Consider the following 18142-nt stretch of genomic DNA (forward strand, 5'->3'; position numbering starts at 1 on the left):
TTATCACGTTGTGCTTACCTTCTCTCTTTATTTCTTACGAATGCAAAAGAGTTCTTCGAGTTTTTGGTAAAAAGAGTAATGTTGATGGGGCGTATAGGCATTAAGTGTTATGCAGTGGAACTTTAATCATCGTTAGTGATTTTGTAACCTTATGGATTGTTACTACAGTGAGATGAGCTGGATTTGCACACTTGGTACAAAAATAAGTTCGTATTTCGTTAAAATAACGCAACATATCTCTCCTGATATGTGTAAGTTTATATAGGTATGAAATGGTGCGTTATAAAGGTCTTTACTGCATTTCGTTTTAAAATACGGTGATAGTGTATGCCCAAAATCGCAGCTTAAGCATCTCACCATCATATCAAAAGTGGTAACAACGAGTTACAGGAAATATTTCAAACTTTGCTAGTTGTTTCCCAGTTTTTTATTGAATTCCAAAAGGTGTAAAAAACAAATGTTCTATGATCGAATTTTTTGTCCTATCCATATAAGAATACAGGCTCCTATAAAACCTGAAATAAGATAGCCAACCCAACCAGCAAAACTTACACCTAAAAGACTAAAAAGAAAGCTTGCTAGCGCAGCGCCAATAATCCCTAAGATAATATTTAATAATATCCCTGTTTGGCTTTTCATAATATACTGTGCAGCCCAACCTGCAATCCCGCCGATAATAATAGCTGCAATCCAACCGATGTTTGCATTTTCCATGATACCCTCCTTTGCCTGAATTTAAATTGTAACTAGAGTAAACTTTGTAAAAATCAAGATTTATCCCTTTTTTATCCAGTGGAAAGGATATTTCTGTTAGAGATCTTATTTATTACTTTCCTTTATATTAAAATAATATTCCACATTTACATCACAATAATACTTAATAAGTATAACTATATAATATATTTCAATGTATAAATAAATTACTTAATTGAGAAATATGAATAAAAGAAGAAAATATTAGTGAAAGTATTTTAAGAAGTCATAAACTTTATTTATATGCTTTTTTAACCTCTCTCTTAAGTAAAAAAAACAATTGTGGTTAAAGCAATAAGTAAAATGGATATTTAAAAGTTTGGAGTTTGACAATTGATATCAATGATGGTTGAAATGAAATTAAAACTGTTTTGTTGACACGTTATAGAATGCTTGTATAGGTTGAACCTCTACCAATCTTGATATAAACGTTGCATTTTTGTGGGGTTTTGCATTCCTTATAGAGCATTTCTGTTTTTGCTGCTACTGTGGGGCAATTCTCTTTTTACAAGGCGAGTTTAGGTTGAAACCATTATACTCTTGACTTTCTCTTTATGTGTTTAACAGTCTTGGCTTTGGGGTGGTTAGGCATTTTTACGTCTTTCTTCAAGAGTTCTATTTTACATGCTGCTTTGTTTGTAATGTGCAAGCAAATGACTTTGAGTAATTCATCATGAATAGATTTTAAATGAAAGAAATTTACGATGAAGAAAGCTCATTTAAATTGTCAAATAATAAAATATTTTGATTAAATAAATAGCTTGACCTTATTCAAAATTGAACAATCGATGTGATGTGTTTCTTATTCAAGTTATTTGAAAAGTTTAAGGTTTTTCTGTTTGTTCTTCAGCAGGGTTGCGTAGGCGAGAACTTTGAAGAAGTCCCTGTTCTTCTAAAATGGGGTAGATCATTGAGGTCAAAAGAGAGTTGATTTGTTTGAGGTCGCGGACAGTGTCGAGATGAAGACTGGACGATTCTACATTTTTGAGATCCCCTTCACGCAGACGTTTAAAATGTTTTAAACTCATCTCTTTTTCTAAGTTTCGTAGTTGATCTTTTTTTTGTACCAATAGGTGTGCAGTATGTGTATCACGTGAGACGAGAACGTTAAATGCTATATGGGCGTTGGCTAGTACAATGGCGTGGAAACGAAGAAGATCACTCCAGCCCTCGCTGCTGAACTGTAAACCTTTTTGTTGTTTCTTTTTAACCAGCATCAGCATATTATGAATAATGATATCGCCTGCTTGGTCTAATTTTATACAGGCGCTTAGAAGTTCTTGCGTTTGAAGAGCTTCTTCATCAGATAATTTTTGTCCCGCTAATCGTGCAAGATAAAGTTTGATGGCGGTATGTTTTTTGTCCAATATGGTGTTGAGTTGGTTGAGTTCACGAATAATATTGGGATCAGGATTTTCATAAAGTCCCATGATTTTTTCTAGCATGATGTCTACAAGATCACAAATATGAATGACTTCACGCATGACATTCGAGAGAGCGAGAGAGGGGTGTTCAAGAACACTGTCATCAAGAGCTGTTTGATCCGATAAATTGAGTGTTTTATCGGGTTGCGTTTTTTTTGCACTTATATGAACAATTTGAGAGGTTAATTTTAAAACCCATTTTGAAAGCGGTATTCCAGCAAGGAGAATGAAAACATTAAAAATAATGTGGGCGTTGATCACTTGAGTAGGGGCGTTATTGCCAAGCCATGTGATGGGAGGGTGAAAGGAGAGAAATAAGATAAGTACAAGGATTGACCCTGCCCCACGCATGAGTAAATTTCCTAAGGGAACGAGGCGGGTATTAGGAGGGGCGTTGCGCGTTAAAAGTGGTGCTATAAGAGAAGAGCCAAAGTTGACACCAAGAACCATGACAACACAGAGTTGCGTATGAATAAGATCGTAATTGGCAAAATTGACCAGCAAAATAATTCCTGCAATGGATGAATGTAAGAGGTAGGTTAAGCCAGCAGCCAACAAAAAAGTGGAAACAGGATCGGTTGAAAGATAACGAATGATGCTAGGCAAAATTTCGCTTTCACGTAAAGGTTCTGTCGCTGTACTTATCATCTCTAAAGATAAAATCAAAAGACCAATACCGATGACAATACGTCCTATTTGACGCCATTCACGTTTTTCTGTTGTCATGAAGATACAAGTGCCAATTAAAAGACAAAGGGGCACAACAAGAGTAAGGTCATAGGTGAGAATTTTTACAACGATTGCTGATCCTAATTCTCCTCCACGTACAGCCATAAGTCCCGCTACTCCAGAGACAAAACCAGATTCAACGAAAGAACCAACGAGGAGCGTTATTGCTGTAGAGCTTTGTAAAATCATTGCTGTAAAAAGCCCAAAACTTACAGCAAACAATGGTTTTGAAATGACGTGGTACATTTTATATTTAAGCCTGTCACCATAGGCGCGTTCAATTCCTGTGCGCACCATGCGTGTGGCCCAGAGAAGTAAAGAAATAGCGCCGGCAAGATGAAGGAGTACCAATGAACCATTCATGATACTTTATTCTTTCTCTGTTGTTGAGAAGATGTTTTCCTCAAAATTGAAGTTTATTGTTTTTATTTCGTTTTTGCTTTTAGTACTTGATTAAAATCATAACCGCTTGGGTTTTGAAAAACCTTTAGACCAAAACAGGGCAGAATGGAATAAAGGTGATCAAAAATATCACCTTGAATTTGTTCATAGTCTATCCAAACGGTGGTGTTCGTAAAGCAATAAATTTCCAAGGGTAAACCATTTTCTGTAGGAGGTAATTGCCGTGCCATAAAGGTCATATTAGGGTTGACGTTTAGATGCTGTTGTAGATAAGAAAAAACATAAGCACGAAAAGTTCCAATATTGGTTAAACGGCGCGTATTGGCTAAGACATCATGATTTTTATCTAATTGGGCGTTCCATTGATCAATTTCTGCTATTTTTTGCGTGAAATAATTTTCTAATAAATTAAATCTGGAAAGATATTTTTGTTCTTCTTCTGTGAGAAAATGGATACTTGATTGATCAATAAAAAGGGAGCGTTTGATGCGTCTGCCACCCGATTCTTGCATTCCACGCCAATTTTTAAAAGGGTCTGTCACAAGTTTACGGATAGGAACTGAGGTGATGGTGTTGTCGAAATTTTGAACTTTAACAGTATGCAGGGCAATTTCAATAACATCACCATCGGCACCGAGATTGGGAATTTCAATCCAATCACCAACGCGAACCATATCAGTGGATGAAATTTGAATACCGGCAACGAGAGAAAGAAGCGTATCTTGAAAAATTAACATGAGAACCGCGGCCATTGCACCAAGACCGGAGAAGAGAATAAGAGGGGAGCGGTCAATCAATGTAGCGACCATTAAAATTGTTGCAACAGCAAAAAGTGCAATTTTAGCAATTTGAATATAACCTTTTATTGGTTTTAGTCGTGCTGTTGGTCGTTGTTCGTAAAGGATGTTAATGATATTGAGACAGGAAGAAATTGTCAGGACAACAAAAAAGATAATGAAGGCGTTGGCAACATTACCGATGACAGTGCTAAATGCATCGGGCAATGTTGGTATAAAATTAACACCAATTGAAAGAATAAAAGCTGAAGTGATATTCGCCATGTATTGAATAGCATTATTAATATCGATCGTTGTATTTTTTGGGAGAAAAGAAGAGAGTTTTTTTGCTCCGTGAATGAGTAATTTTCGTCCTAGAAAGTTCACTAAAAGGGCAGCTATAGTAAGAATAACAAGCCAAGAAATAGCCTCTAACCACGGATATTGAACAATAAATTCGATCACTTTTTATTCTCCATTTCTAAAAATATATGCAGTTGAGAGTTTAAAATTTTACAACTGCTTAAGAGGAAGTATTGGAATTATGCTCTAAAGTCGTTAAATATGCAAAAAAGAATTTTTAAACTCTGTGAGAGATAATGCGTTTCCCGCCTGATTTCCTTAATGAACTACGTACGAGACTCCCAATTTCAACAGTGATTGGTCAACGGGTGGATTTTGATCCTCGAAAGAGTAAGCCTTCACGGGGAGACTTTTGGTGTTGTTGTCCATTTCATGGTGAAAAAACGCCAAGTTTTCATTGTGAGGATCATAAAGGGCGTTATTATTGTTTTGGTTGTGGTGTAAGTGGAGATATTTTTACCTTTTTGTGTGAGCTTGATGGATTGCACTTTTCAGAAAGTGTAGAGCGTTTGGCTGATTTTGCGGGAATGAAACTCCCCATTTTGGATTCACAAAGTCATAAACGTCAACTGGAAAAAGCTGATCTTTATGATGTGATGAAAATTGCTACAGATTTTTTTCAATATAATTTACGCGATAAAGGAGGTACGCAAGCACGTCGTTATCTAGATGCACGTGGCGTTACACCAGAGCTTGTAGAGCGCTTCCGCATTGGTTTTGCGCCGGTAAGGCGTACAGCTTTGAAAGAAGCTTTGAGTGCACGGGGCATTTCAATAAAGCAAATGGAAGAATGTGGACTTCTCACAGTGCATGAAGAGAGCGCGGATTCTTATGACCGATTTAGAAATCGCATTATGTTTCCTATCGAAGATTTACGCGGACGTGTGGTGGCTTTCGGAGGGCGTGCATTAGAGAAAGAGACACGAGCAAAATATCTCAACAGCCCTGAAACAGCGTTGTTTCATAAAGGAAATATACTTTATAACGCGGCAGCGGCTCGCAAAAATAGTCGCTTTGTTGGCGATGAAAAAATTCATTCACTCCTTGTTGTTGAGGGGTATATGGATGTCATTGCATTGACTAAAGCTGGTTTTGAAGGAGTCGTAGCGCCCTTAGGGACAGCATTAACGGAAGCGCAAATTGAGCTTTTATGGCAGATGGGAAAGGAGCCCATTTTGTGTTTTGATGGTGATGATGCTGGTTTAAAAGCTGCTTTCCGTGTTGCTGATCGTGTGTTGCCTCTTTTAAAGGTTGGGGTTTGTGTACGCTTTGTTTTGTTGCCACAAGGGAAAGATCCTGATGAAATTGTTTGTGCTGGTGGAGCACAACTTTTTTCTTCTTTTTTGCAAAAAGCAATTCCTTTGAGTGAACTTTTATGGTGGCGAGCTACCTATGGAAAGCATTTTGAAACTCCAGAGACACGAGCAGCACTCGAAAAACAACTAAAACAACAAATCTTTACGATTAAGGATGAAGATGTCCGTCGTTATTATTTGCAAGATATAAAAAAACGCCTTTTTGATTTTTTTCGTCCCTCTTTTTCGAAAAAAAGGGGGGGAGGGCGATATGATCAATCTTCACCAAATAGGATCTTTAAAGATCAATCCTTTTCTCTATTAGCAAATTCTGAAATAGTACGAAATTCTTCGCAATCTATTCCTTTGCGTGAAGCAGTGATTTTACTCACTTTAGCTTACTATCCTGAGTTGTGGTATGAAAATTTTGAAATTCTTTCTGAGTTAGAATTAAAAAATACTCAATTGATAATTTTCCATCAAGCTATGTTAGAAATTCTTGGGAATCAACAACTTCATGACAAAGAGACGATGGTTGCGTTCTTAGAAAAAAGAGGGCAAAAGGCTCTGTTAGAGCGTATGAAACATCTTGTGCAAAATATTGGTATGCGTGTTATCCTTGGTGGAGCACCTATAGAAGATGCACGCGCTATATTAAAACAAGCTGTCTACTTGCATCTTCAAGAACACCACCTACATAAGAGGTTACAGGATATTGAAGAGCAACTTGTAGAAAATCCTAAGAGTGAGGTTTTTGATCTGCTTCGTGAGGTAAAAAATGAGCTGGAGCAGATGCAGGCAACAGAAGCGTTAATTGAAGGGTTTGGAAGTTGGTTGGATGAAAAAATAGACGGGAATACACAAGATACGATAAAATGATTCGCTTTTTTAATGCGAATCAGTCACTTAAATTTTAGATGAGGAAGTTTATGTGGAGTGACATATTCATAAAGATAATAATTAAATTTTAGGAAAAGCGGGTAAATTTTAGGAAAAGCGGGAAATTGGTTCTTACGATAGGGTGCAGAGATTATCTCAGAAGGGCTGAGAGGTGTCGGGGAGACTTCTGGAGTTTTCCCGCGTTTTTATCTGGATGTCAAGTTTGTCTGGATGTCGAGGTGTATACAAAATGTATTCTTTCCAATAGTAATCTCTTAAAAGGAAGTATATATGAGAAACTATTGGTAGATTTTAGTGAGAACAAAAAAACTGGTCACATGGAAGCTATGGTTACATGGAAACTGTGAAGTGATCGAGTGGAGTTATGGTATGGCAACAAAGGTTAAACAGAAAGATAATGCAGAAGTAACAAGCCAAGCGAGTTTGGATGGTCCTCTTCTTGATTTTTCTGATGATGCCATCAAGAAAATGATTAAACTTGCCAAAAAAAATGGCTACGTAACAATGGATGAACTCAATGCAGTTCTTCCTTCTGACGAGGTTACATCCGAACAAATTGAAGATATCTTGGCGATGTTCTCTGAGATGGGGGTTAATGTTGTGGATGATGAGGATGAAGTTGAGTCTGAAAATTATGAAGAAGAAGTTACGGTTGAGGGTGGTGATTTAGTAGAAGCCTCTAGCCACGCAATTGCAACGACAACAAATAAGCGCGAAGTAACAGATCGTACGGATGATCCGGTGCGTATGTATTTGCGTGAGATGGGAGCTGTTGAGCTTCTTTCGCGGGAAGGCGAAATTGCCATTGCTAAGCGTATTGAAGCAGGGCGTGAGACAATGATTGCGGGACTTTGTGAGAGTCCTTTGACTTTTCAGGCTCTTATTATCTGGCGTGACGAGTTAAAAGAACAGCGTATTCTTCTGCGTGAAATTATTGATCTTGAAACGACTTATGCTGGTCCAGAAGCAAAGCAGGCTCCTGTTATTGAGCGAAGTGAAGTTAATAAGATAGAAGAAGAAAAAATGTCTTCTGGTATGCGTAATATGGGGGAGAGCGCGGGAGAGAGAAATATTGAAGAAGATGATGATGAAGACGATGATGATGTTAACTTATCACTTGCTGCAATGGAAAATGAACTTTGTCCTCAAGTTATGGAAACATTGGATTTTATTGCTCAAACCTATGTGAAATTACGAAAATTACAAGATCAGCATGTTGAAAGCAGTTTGGCAGAGCGTAAAGAGGGGGCCCTTACATCTTCTCAGAAGAAGAAATATATTCAATTAAAGGGTGAGTTGATTCAAGCAGTAAAATCTCTTTCTTTGAACCAAAATCGTATCGAAGCTTTGGTTGAACAGCTTTATGACATCAATAAGAGATTGATTCATAATGAAGGTAAGCTGAAACGGATTGCCAATAGCTATGGCATTGGCCATGAGGATTTTTTAAAAGAATACCAAGGACGTGAATTGGACGCAGATTGGATGAATTATATTGCTGCTTTGCCTACACCTGGTTGGAAAGAGTTTTCGGTGCGTGAAGCAAAAGAAATCCAAAAACTGCGAAGTGAGATACAAAATCTTGCGCAAGAAACGGCTATTTCGATTGGTGAATTTCGTCGGATTGTTATGCAGGTGCAGAAAGGTGAACGCGAATCAACCATTGCGAAAAAAGAGATGGTAGAATCTAATTTGCGTCTTGTCATTTCAATTGCAAAAAAATACACTAATCGTGGTTTGCAGTTTCTTGATCTTATTCAAGAGGGCAATATCGGTTTGATGAAGGCTGTGGATAAGTTTGAATATCGGCGCGGCTACAAGTTTTCAACTTATGCAACATGGTGGATTCGTCAGGCTATTACACGTTCAATTGCTGATCAGGCGCGCACAATTCGTATCCCTGTTCATATGATTGAAACAATTAATAAAATCGTTCGTACTTCACGTCAGATTCTCCATGAAATTGGACGAGAACCAACACCAGAAGAATTATCTAGCAAGCTTTCTATGCCGTTAGAAAAGGTACGAAAAGTTCTTAAAATTGCAAAAGAACCTATTTCACTCGAAACGCCTGTTGGTGATGAAGATGATTCCCATTTGGGTGATTTTATTGAGGATAGGAATGCGTTATTACCAATTGATGCGGCTATCCAAGCTAATCTGCGAGATACGACAACACGCGTTCTTGCTTCATTAACACCTCGGGAAGAACGTGTTTTGCGGATGCGTTTTGGAATAGGGATGAATACGGATCACACGTTGGAAGAAGTAGGACAACAATTTTCAGTTACGAGAGAGCGTATTCGTCAGATTGAAGCAAAGGCACTTCGTAAATTGAAACATCCTAGTCGTTCACGAAAATTGCGCAGTTTTCTCGATTCTTAAATAAAGGAATTCGTGTTCATTTTAATAAATCCCTTTTTCTTCTCAATGAAGGGGGAGGTCTGGTACGTTGTACTTGCATGCTTTCTTGAAAAATATGGGAAGAATTTGAATAATCTAGAAAGTGTACGATGTTTAATGTTTTTCTTAGCTTTGGAATTTTGTATTTCTCTTTCTGAAAATAACAGATGTAGGGCAAAGACTGGTGTGGTAGTCATTAAAAAAATGAAAGATAAAACATTATTTTGCGTGTAGAAGCTCATTTCTTAAGGAATGGGATCTAATAAGAATAAACTTATATTGCAACATACGGACTTTTTGATGAGAAATGTGTATTCGTTGCGGAATTTTTTTATCATTTTAGGTGACGCATTTTATTTTTTGTCAGTTTATAAAGGGATATTTCAATAGATTATGTTCATTTATATGTGCTATTTTTTGAATATTCTCTTTTTATTCAGATAGATTTTAAAAAACGATTTAAAGTATACATTGAGTTAAATCTTTTTAAGAGACAGAAATAGATAAAATTATAGAAATTAAACGTTTCATTTTTTATAGATCGTCTTAATTAAAAAAGGTGTGTCTGAGTTTATGAGTGGAGAACTTCCCTTTTGGAAAGTAAAAAAATTAGAAGAGATTTCCATTTCTGAGTGGGAGAGCCTTTGTGATGGCTGTGGCCGTTGTTGTCTCCATAAAGTTGAGGACGATGATACGGGTGACCTTTATGCAACCAGTATTGCTTGTCGCCTTTTAGATGGAGAAACCTGTAGGTGTCGAAATTATGCCCATCGTCAATCAATTGTACCAGATTGTATATCGCTAGACATTACGACAGTTAAAACAGCGCGGTGGCTTCCAGAAAGTTGTGCTTATAGATTAATTTATGAGGGAAAAGATCTTCATTGGTGGCATCCATTGGTATCAGGAGATTGTCAGACGGTACATACAGCGCGTATTTCTGCACGCGGACAGATAGAGGTCTACGAAGACGAATTGTTATCTGAGGAAGATTATCTTCATCACATTACTGATCTTCTATGTGAAGGCCAGTAATATGATTTTTTATACAACAGTTGGTGACTTAATCGATCGCAAAGACTACAGTGACGCTCACATTATAATTTAATTCGCCACCTGCAAAATTTGTATTTGCGTAGCTTGCATCTGCTGCTCTACTCATGAGGCGTGGTGTTGGGTGGTAGTAATCATCTTTTTCATTGATTTCAATAATTTTTCCTAATTTTAAATCGGCTGCTTGCGCTATCGTTTGTGCTTTTTCAATGGCTTCAGTAATGGCTTTTTTACGTGCTTCTTGATAAAATGGCTTTGTATCTGCGTTGGTAAAAGTAATGCCGTTAACTGAATTAACACCTAGTGTCATCGCTTGATCAAAGATTTTACCAGCATTGGCAAGATCACGAATGCGCACGGTTAAAGAATTTGAAACATGATAAAGTTTTTCATTATTCTTTTTTTCATGGTGTTTATCAGAGGTCGATTGATAAATGGATAAGCCTGATGTTTGCAAATCATTTGCTTGGATGCCATTGTTTTTAAAGGCTTTTATAATATCATTGATGGACTGATTATTGGAAGCTAATGCCTTTTGGGCAGTTTTGTCATAGGTAACAACGGCTAGATTAATAATTGCCATATCCGGTGCGGCTTGACTTTCTCCGATTGCAGTTACTGTAATCGTTGCATTTTTCATTTTATTTTCTTCAGCATAAGCACGTACAGTCAATGATGTGGCTAAGAGTGTAAATGCTAATATAACTGTTTTAACCAGAGAACACTTCAGTGGTTGAATTTTCTTTTCTATCATATCTATTCCTTCATATTTATCAGTTAACTATTCTCTCATTTTTAAGAGTTCTTGTAAAGAAATTAGGGCACTGAAAAAAAAACCAATAGAAAAGAGAAAAAGATGGGTTATAATCTTTGTCAGCTCTTGTATCATAGGGCATTTTAGTTTAGAGAGAAACAACCTATGTGGGGCCTGTAGCTCAATTGGTTAGAGCCAGCGGCTCATAACCGCTTGGTTGGGGGTTCGAGTCCCTCCGGGCCCACCAATAGGGAAATGTCCAATAGAAAAATGGATAGCTTATATAAAAGTTTTGAGATTCTACTTTTTTCGTTTTTTATTTAGTTGTTTTCCTATTTGTTCTAGAATCCTTTCGTCGTTATTTGTTGCAGCTTTTTCTCAGTCGCTTAACATAAAGTGAGGGGATGTTTTTTTTAGTCTCATCAAAGAAGTGCTCTCATTTGCAACATTGTAGCATTTGGATTAACTGATATGCATCGCTATTTACTTTCTTAATTCATATACTGTTTCGTACTTTTTCTGTATAATGTTCGTCATAAAATAGAAGGCTAAGAGCTTCATTGGATAAGTTTATTTATGCTTGTTCTGCAAATAAACAGATCTCAGTAAGACCAATTTTAAAGATTGTATCTGTTCAGAACAAATGGCTCAAAAAACATTTAGTGTAAATTTGCTTTTTTCTGAGTGATGTTAATGTCTTTTAGACGTTCGAATAGCATTATCGTGATGAAAGGTTGTATATAAGAGAATGTGATCCATAGGTGTTCATATTATAATATATCACGGGGTCAACGATGATAACATTTGTTGATATTGTCTTTTTTCCAAGAGAGGAGTTCTATTTGATTTTTGAGAAATATTGTTCATAATGATGGTGGCGTGTTCTGTGAAAAGAATTTCATCAATTGATCGATTGCTTCTATCGCTTTGCATCATCCAGATTTTATTGTAATAAGCATTTTATTATTCTGTAAGAAATGCTTTCTATGATATTGGAAAATTCGTTAAAATGCCGTTTTCTGTCTTTATGCATTTTTTTCTTAATGCTCAAATTATAGAGTTTTCATGTAATCCGAATTATTATTGAAGAGCAGACGTCTTTTTTGATTTTACTTTCATAAGGGATCGGCAATATTTCGGTAAAGCTAGCATTTTTTGTATTGCTAACAGTTTTCTCGTATTGATTGTGTAGAGAGTTTTATCTTGGTTATGAGTTTTCTCTCTTATGAAAACTTATTGGCAGAGAGGGTGATTTTTTGGGGAAAGTACACTTCTTCTTCAAAGGTACACTTTGAAAATATAATTCTTCATTTACATAAGGGAATTTCTCTCTTGTTGTAAATCTGCATACAATTTACGTACAAAGATTATGCGTGATGATTCGTTTTATTTTTTAATAGTATTATTTTTGCTTATGATAGAGACTTATATTAGTATTTACAAAGTGCGTTTAGAGGGGAGGTTCCTATAAACGTGTTACAGAGTTTTAGGTAGTGTGGCTCTGTTTATAAGAATTTATTCCTATAACATTGTTATATTCTTGCTTTGCAATATTGTTTAAAAAACATAGATGGTGCTATGTAGAATAAAATTGTGATATATTTTTTCAAAAAAGCTTTTTCGTGTTCTCTTATATAGAGTTCAGGAGTGTCTTCAGGGATATTTTCACATTAGTTTTTATTGGTTCGAATCATAAGTTATGCGTAACATTATTCGCGTTTTTGATAGATCATACCAATTTCCATAAGAAGGTCTGGATCACGTGATGCTTGTTGTTTCACCATGGTACATGGCTAATAGAACTTCATCTGATTTTGTAAAATAAGTTTGTACACAATTGCTTTCATACTGCCTATTGCAAATATTTTTTTCTAAGGTATGAGATATATTTAAACGCTTTAGCGTTATATAGTTTGACTACATGGAGTATGACTATGAAGAATGATAAAAAATTTGAAACAACTTTATCTGATATTATTGTGAAATGGGAGTCTTTATCGACGTCTCAAAAGCAAGCGATATTGGATAGAGTAGAAAATTCTACAGGTTCTGCTCATTCAACAGAACATTTAAGGCTTCAATCTTCTTTTTATCTCCAGACGAAATCAAAGTTATGAGTTTTAAGTCTTCATCGGAGATGTTGAAACCAGTTATTACATATATGGCACTAGCATTTCCCAGTGTGTTCAAAATAGCCATGAGTTTATCTACTGAAGGCCTCTTTCCTCCATTTATCATTTGTTGGACATAATTTTGTCCACAGCCTGCAGCTCTGCTTATTTCAATCATTGTTCGTCCGTCACTTTTAATCAATTCAACTAAGCGTTGGAACCAATCTTTTTCAGTCTTTGTCATTTTTAGACCTTTACATATTTACGCTATAGCGTTAATATTGCGTTGCGAATCCAGAATATATGATACAAGGAGCGTGAAAATATCCATGTGTAGCTCTTCGCTAATGAAGCATATAGAGTTGTTTTTAACTAATAACAAAATGTCCCCATACACTTTCAGATTCGAATCAATAAAAAATGGTTGCTTAGTTCCACGGTTGTGAAAAAATAAACGTGTATACCAGAAACGGCGATACACACTCGTATGTTTATGAGATTTCACTGTGATAGTATACGTAGCAGCATTATAAATCAAGATATACCCCAACATCAGAATTTGTAAAAAAATTCTGCGTTGAGGTGGTGTGTGAATATAATGAAGCTTTAGAGCCTTAAGAGACAGGATAATGGCTGTAGAAAAAATGTAAATTCATAGGCAAAAAATACTAATTTCTCCTTTATTGTAATAAATTAGATCACTATCAGATGGTAGATCGTATATATGCGTTAAAAAAATTTGGAAAATATCAAAAAAGTGATCTTGGGTATTTTATTAAACAGGAAGGTAATCTGAGTCACAAAGGTGGTTGTTTGGGAGAATTGTACATTTGATTAATGCCCTTAGGGGATAAATGTGTTTTTATGATGCTGCGTTTTATAATGAAGCCTGTATTTACAATGATATTGTTATTGATAACAAGGCATTAACATATGGTTGTGTAGTTGTTCGTAAGAGTTCGCATGTTTATGAAAAATAAGAACTTTACCGTTATTTGAATATGAGTGGAGATGCATATGTTTACGTTAATGCTGTCTTTTTGATCAAGTTTTAAATGCTCAATGTATTGAATGTTATGGTGATACTCGTGATTGTAGAAAGGCTCGAGTTATAATGATGCTTTAGTTTATGGTGATGTAAAGATTTTTGGGAAGGCAAAATTTTACAGAAATGCTGTGCTTTGTGACACTGAAGATTTGTGTAATAATGAAAAACTTTCATATATAGCCGCATCCCACATGGCGTAAAAAAGGAAGATAGGAACGATTTGGGTAAGGCTTGTATGATTGCATGGCATCGTCAGTTTTATTTTACGTTCCTTATTTTTTGTATTTTGTGTCAATAAGTGTGTCGCAAATAATTGGTGTAAGCGTGTAGATTTAGCCGCTTTCAGAGATTTTTTTGCGTCATTTATCAATGCTTTAATGGAGAAAATAAGAATGCCGAGAGTGATTATTCACACTTGGAACATGCAGTTTATTGTATTCTTTTTTTGATTGAGGATGAAACAAATTGGTCAAGATGATCACTTTCGCGACAATTTAAGGGAGATCCAAATGAGTGTAAACGAAATTTTATTGGGAGCAATGGTTGTTGTTTTGTTGTGCAGTGGGGTTATATTTCGGTTTGCTTTATATTATCGCAGTCAAGTGAAAGTTTTAAAAGAGGAATCTAGAAGAATAAAGCATGAGTTTTTAAGAGATTCTATGAAGATGACTGAAGAACGAGATAGAGCTATTAGAGAGCAAAGTATGGTGATTAAAAGACGCGACCAAACAATTGAAAAACTGAAAAAACAAATTAAGCAATATGAAAAAAATGAAAAGAAATATCAAAAAATGCTTAAAACTGAAGATGATAAAGAGTGATTATATTCATATTTTGCATTAAAAGGCTTGGAAATGTGTTAGGAAGATTGGAATGATGAGAGAGACAAACTTTAATGGTACTGATGGAGAGATTGTATCTGAAGAGAATATTCAAGTTTACTCTGATTTTATGAAAACATTTAAGTTTATAAGACAGAGCATCGTTGGTCATAAAATTAAGAGTTTATGATGATAAACCAGTTTATAGGTATGCTGGTTATTAAAAAGCGCGTCTATACAATTCAGAAATTTTATATTATTGCTAGAAACAATTTTGCATGTTCCTTTTAGATATAAGGTATAAATGCTACGATAGTTCAGCTAATAGGTATAAAAAATTGCATGATAATAGAAGAAAGAGATATTCGCTTTTTATGAAGATGAGATGGCTAAGTCAGCTATGATTATTAGATACAGAAGAGGAATATGAACGTAAAAGATATGAATATCTTGTAGAGTAATTATATTTCATCATTGATGATTTATCTTCTTTTCATGTGCATTTATTTTTTATGGAAAATACAAGACTTAAAAGATTTTTTTAATAAATGCTATAGAGAGTTGAGTATGACTGAAAATAAACATATAATCTGAAAGAATTTGACTGTTATTTGTGAGTGTGAGAAATAACACAAAAGCTCCTTCCCTTTGAGGGAAAAACAATTACTTTTTATTTGTCATAAAAGTAACTCACATACCATTATATAAAATAAACGCTTGTTTTAATGGTAAAAAACGTTATGACTGGAGCTCTCTAATAAGAGCTTTATGCGTAATTTCTTTGATTTGCTCAATATTGATTAGGATATCTTGTTTTGTTGGATAACCTTTACTAGAAAAAGCAATCTTTTGCGCATCTCCTGAGATTAAACGCCAGTACCATTGATTGTGAACTCCTTGAAACACCTCAAAATACATGCTTTCCACCTCATAAAATAGCTGATAATTTTCAGGATAAATATTTAACTAATCCGTTTGTGAGTACTAATGTATGTCTCTATAGGAAGTCGTCAATATATTTCCCTTAAATTTTCTGACCTTAAAAATAATTTCTATGAGAGCTATTATCCTTTTAACAAGAAAAAAATTCTTGTCAATAAGATATGAATGAGAATTTTATACTAAAAAATTATTTTTTTTAATTTAAAAACACTATACTTTCATTTACAATGCAAACGTTGTTATTGTCGTTACAGAAACAAATTTTATAAATTAGACAAAATTCCACCAGCGCGGATAAAGTAAAAAATACTTTTCTCCATACTGGTAGAGTTTAATCATTTCTTGTTTTTTCTTTTGAAATAGACGTTTATTGATTAACTATAGCCTCTTTTTGGGATACGCTTCGAATGAGTAAATCAATGAATAAGCTAAGGGTATAAGAATTGGCCATTTTAGCTTTCATATCGATAAGAGAGGTTGTGGTTTTAGGGTTAAAGCCATTTGATAAACCTTGTCTTGACAAATATTGCTGCAACTTTTCATAAGAACTGTCGATTTTTTCTTGATTTAGTTTTTCGTTACGATCACTATCGGCAAGTGTTTCTTCCAGTCCCTCGATTTTTTTAATAAAATAATTCCAGTCAAAATCACCTTTTGTATATTCGGTGTCAAACATTTTTCCTTGTCCAGTTAAAAGCCAATTAATATTGACACCATATAACGTGCGGTATGTTTGTAAGACACTAAGATTGGGTTCTCTCTCTCCACGCTCATAAAAAGCAATGGAATTTTTTGTCATGCTAAAACTTTTAGCTAAGGTCTCACGTGATGGATCGCCTAAAGCAAGACGTACATAACGTAAACGCTTTCCAAATATGGTTTTTGATTCAGTTTCAGGACGTGCCACGAATTATCTCCCTCGGTAAATCATCATGGTATAAATCATTAAATAATAAAAGCACACTATGTATTAATATTCTATGATATAATGTCAATATTTATAGCTTTAATTTCTTTTTATTTTTTTATTTTCGTGGATAGAAAGCAATCTTTCACTTATTGTATTGACAATTGATACTCACTTCAAAACAACATTCCCTGTTTGCTACATTTGTCTCTTGCTTTTTTTGAGAGAATTTTCATGTAACTTTACCATATATATTCTATACACCTCTGCATTAATAGATGCAACTTTAAAGAGATGCAAACTTTGGATTTGTACTGGGTGTGCTTTAGATGAATTAGAAATAAACTTTGAGGAATGATCATGGCCCTATTACGCTATTTTGGGTTTGCTTTTTTTTTCACGATTATTGGTGTCTTTTTAGGAGGGATTATTGGTTGGTTTGAAACGGAAAGTATTACTGGTTTTCTTAAATATTTTTTTATTTGCTTTGTTTTAGGAGTTTTGGAAATTTCTTTATCTTTTGATAATTCTATTATCAATGCGCGTGTTCTTAGTAGAATGGATCCGTTGTGGCGTCGTCGTTTTCTTATATGGGGCATTTTGATAGCTGTATTTGGGATGCGAATTGTTTTTCCATTATTGGTGGTTGTCGTTGCTGTTGGGATTAATCCAATTGCGGCAGTCAAATTAGCGATATGGGAACCACATCGATATGCTGAAGTTTTAACCGATGCACATATGGGGATTGCTGCTTTTGGAGGCACTTTCCTTATGATGGTTGGCTTAAAATATTTTTTTGATTCTGAAAAAGAGGTGCATTGGCTTAATGTTATAGAGAGACCTGCTCAAAAGTTTGGGGCGCTTGTTGGGATTGATATTGCAATTGTTTTGATTTTGATCTTATTTGTTTCAGGGCAGATTGACGCAGAAAATAAAATAACTTTTTTATTGGCAGCCCTTTATGGACTTTTGACCTTTATCGGTGTTGAAGTTGTGGGTCATCTCTTGGATACTCCTCAAAAGACTTTAACAACAGTAGCTCACGGGGGAGTAGGGGCGTTTCTTTATTTAGAAGTTCTTGATGCTAGTTTTTCTTTCGATGGCGTAGTCGGTGCTTTTGCCTTTTCACACAACCTTTTTATTATTGCGATAGGTCTTGGTATCGGCGCATTTTATGTTCGTTCTATGACAATTATGTTGGTTGAAACAGGGACATTATTGCATTATCGTTATTTGGAGCATGGTGCTTTTTATGCAATTCTAGTTCTTGCAGTGATTATGTATCTGCAAACGATTATATCGGTTCCTGAAGCTTTAACAGGACTTGTGGGAATCTGTATTATTGGAATGGCATTATATTCTTCGATTCGTTTTAAGCATCGTCAATTGGATAAACATGTTGTGTCTAAGTAATGGAGATTTTTATTTTTTTCACGCTTTTGTTTATCGCATATCTTTGAA

At 35.2% G+C, this 18142-nt stretch carries 13 protein-coding genes and 1 tRNA gene; 7 read left to right on the forward strand and 7 right to left on the reverse strand.

Translation table 11 applies throughout. The features are described from left to right. Positions 1-462: 462 nt before the first annotated feature. From ACFIK6_RS05345 to ACFIK6_RS05355, 3 genes are all read right to left on the reverse strand, one after another. Entirely contained in the window at positions 463-714 is a 252-nt protein-coding gene (locus tag ACFIK6_RS05345) for a GlsB/YeaQ/YmgE family stress response membrane protein (RefSeq protein WP_375642083.1), read from the reverse strand. Between the two features lie 863 nt (positions 715-1577). Continuing rightward, complete coding sequence (locus tag ACFIK6_RS05350) at positions 1578-3269, reverse strand: Na/Pi cotransporter family protein (RefSeq protein WP_375642084.1); 1692 nt, start codon at positions 3267-3269, stop codon at positions 1578-1580. Between the two features lie 62 nt (positions 3270-3331). Further along, positions 3332-4549, reverse strand: coding sequence for a mechanosensitive ion channel family protein (locus tag ACFIK6_RS05355; protein ID WP_375642085.1), 1218 nt, complete (start codon positions 4547-4549; stop codon positions 3332-3334). Between the two features lie 134 nt (positions 4550-4683). Between ACFIK6_RS05355 and dnaG the strand changes: the two genes are divergently transcribed. The 3 genes from dnaG to ACFIK6_RS05370 all read left to right on the forward strand — a co-directional run bounded on the left by dnaG (position 4684) and on the right by ACFIK6_RS05370 (position 10080). After that, a complete protein-coding gene (gene dnaG, locus ACFIK6_RS05360; protein WP_375642086.1) occupies positions 4684-6621 on the forward strand; it encodes a DNA primase in 1938 nt (645 codons plus the stop codon). A 390-nt stretch (positions 6622-7011) separates the two neighbouring features. After that, a complete protein-coding gene (rpoD, locus tag ACFIK6_RS05365) occupies positions 7012-9027 on the forward strand; it encodes an RNA polymerase sigma factor RpoD (RefSeq protein WP_375656829.1) in 2016 nt (671 codons plus the stop codon). Between the two features lie 591 nt (positions 9028-9618). Beyond that, positions 9619-10080 carry a YcgN family cysteine cluster protein gene (locus ACFIK6_RS05370; RefSeq protein WP_375677439.1) on the forward strand — a complete coding sequence of 154 codons (462 nt, stop codon included), beginning with the start codon at positions 9619-9621 and terminating at the stop codon, positions 10078-10080. A gap of 28 nt (positions 10081-10108) precedes the next feature. Here the strand turns inward: ACFIK6_RS05370 and ACFIK6_RS05375 are convergent, their stop codons facing one another. Then, positions 10109-10852: an SIMPL domain-containing protein gene (locus ACFIK6_RS05375; RefSeq protein ID WP_375677440.1), complete on the reverse strand. Its 744-nt coding sequence runs from the start codon at positions 10850-10852 to the stop codon at positions 10109-10111. 170 nt (positions 10853-11022) lie between these two features. On the opposite strand from ACFIK6_RS05375, the gene ACFIK6_RS05380 reads away from it, so the two are divergent. Both ACFIK6_RS05380 and ACFIK6_RS05385 read left to right on the forward strand, forming a co-directional pair. Continuing rightward, positions 11023-11099: transfer RNA gene (locus ACFIK6_RS05380), tRNA-Ile, on the forward strand. A 1687-nt stretch (positions 11100-12786) separates the two neighbouring features. Beyond that, a complete protein-coding gene (locus ACFIK6_RS05385; RefSeq protein WP_273722851.1) occupies positions 12787-12969 on the forward strand; it encodes a hypothetical protein in 183 nt (60 codons plus the stop codon). Here ACFIK6_RS05385 and ACFIK6_RS05390 read toward each other — a convergent pair. Continuing rightward, the gene (locus ACFIK6_RS05390) at positions 12893-13207 is read right to left on the reverse strand and encodes a helix-turn-helix domain-containing protein (protein WP_007347852.1); all 315 of its coding nucleotides are present in this window, start codon (positions 13205-13207) and stop codon (positions 12893-12895) included. The genes ACFIK6_RS05385 and ACFIK6_RS05390 overlap by 77 nt on opposite strands. A gap of 1313 nt (positions 13208-14520) precedes the next feature. Here ACFIK6_RS05390 and ACFIK6_RS05395 point away from each other — a divergent pair. After that, positions 14521-14832, forward strand: coding sequence for a hypothetical protein (locus tag ACFIK6_RS05395; protein ID WP_375642089.1), 312 nt, complete (start codon positions 14521-14523; stop codon positions 14830-14832). Between the two features lie 738 nt (positions 14833-15570). Here the strand turns inward: ACFIK6_RS05395 and ACFIK6_RS05400 are convergent. Together ACFIK6_RS05400 and ACFIK6_RS05405 are read right to left on the reverse strand one after the other, a co-directional pair. Then, positions 15571-15750: a DUF1508 domain-containing protein gene (locus tag ACFIK6_RS05400; protein WP_142416545.1), complete on the reverse strand. Its 180-nt coding sequence runs from the start codon at positions 15748-15750 to the stop codon at positions 15571-15573. A 391-nt stretch (positions 15751-16141) separates the two neighbouring features. Beyond that, the gene (locus tag ACFIK6_RS05405; protein WP_375642090.1) at positions 16142-16681 is read right to left on the reverse strand and encodes a helix-turn-helix domain-containing protein; all 540 of its coding nucleotides are present in this window, start codon (positions 16679-16681) and stop codon (positions 16142-16144) included. Positions 16682-17041: 360 nt separating this feature from the next. Between ACFIK6_RS05405 and ACFIK6_RS05410 the strand changes: the two genes are divergently transcribed. Further along, a complete protein-coding gene (locus tag ACFIK6_RS05410; RefSeq protein WP_375642091.1) occupies positions 17042-18094 on the forward strand; it encodes a DUF475 domain-containing protein in 1053 nt (350 codons plus the stop codon). The last annotated feature ends 48 nt before the right edge of the window (positions 18095-18142 follow it).

Origin of the sequence: Bartonella sp. AS69XJJH (assembly GCF_042195585.1) — a bacterium.
In the GTDB taxonomy this organism is placed as follows: domain Bacteria; phylum Pseudomonadota; class Alphaproteobacteria; order Rhizobiales; family Rhizobiaceae; genus Bartonella.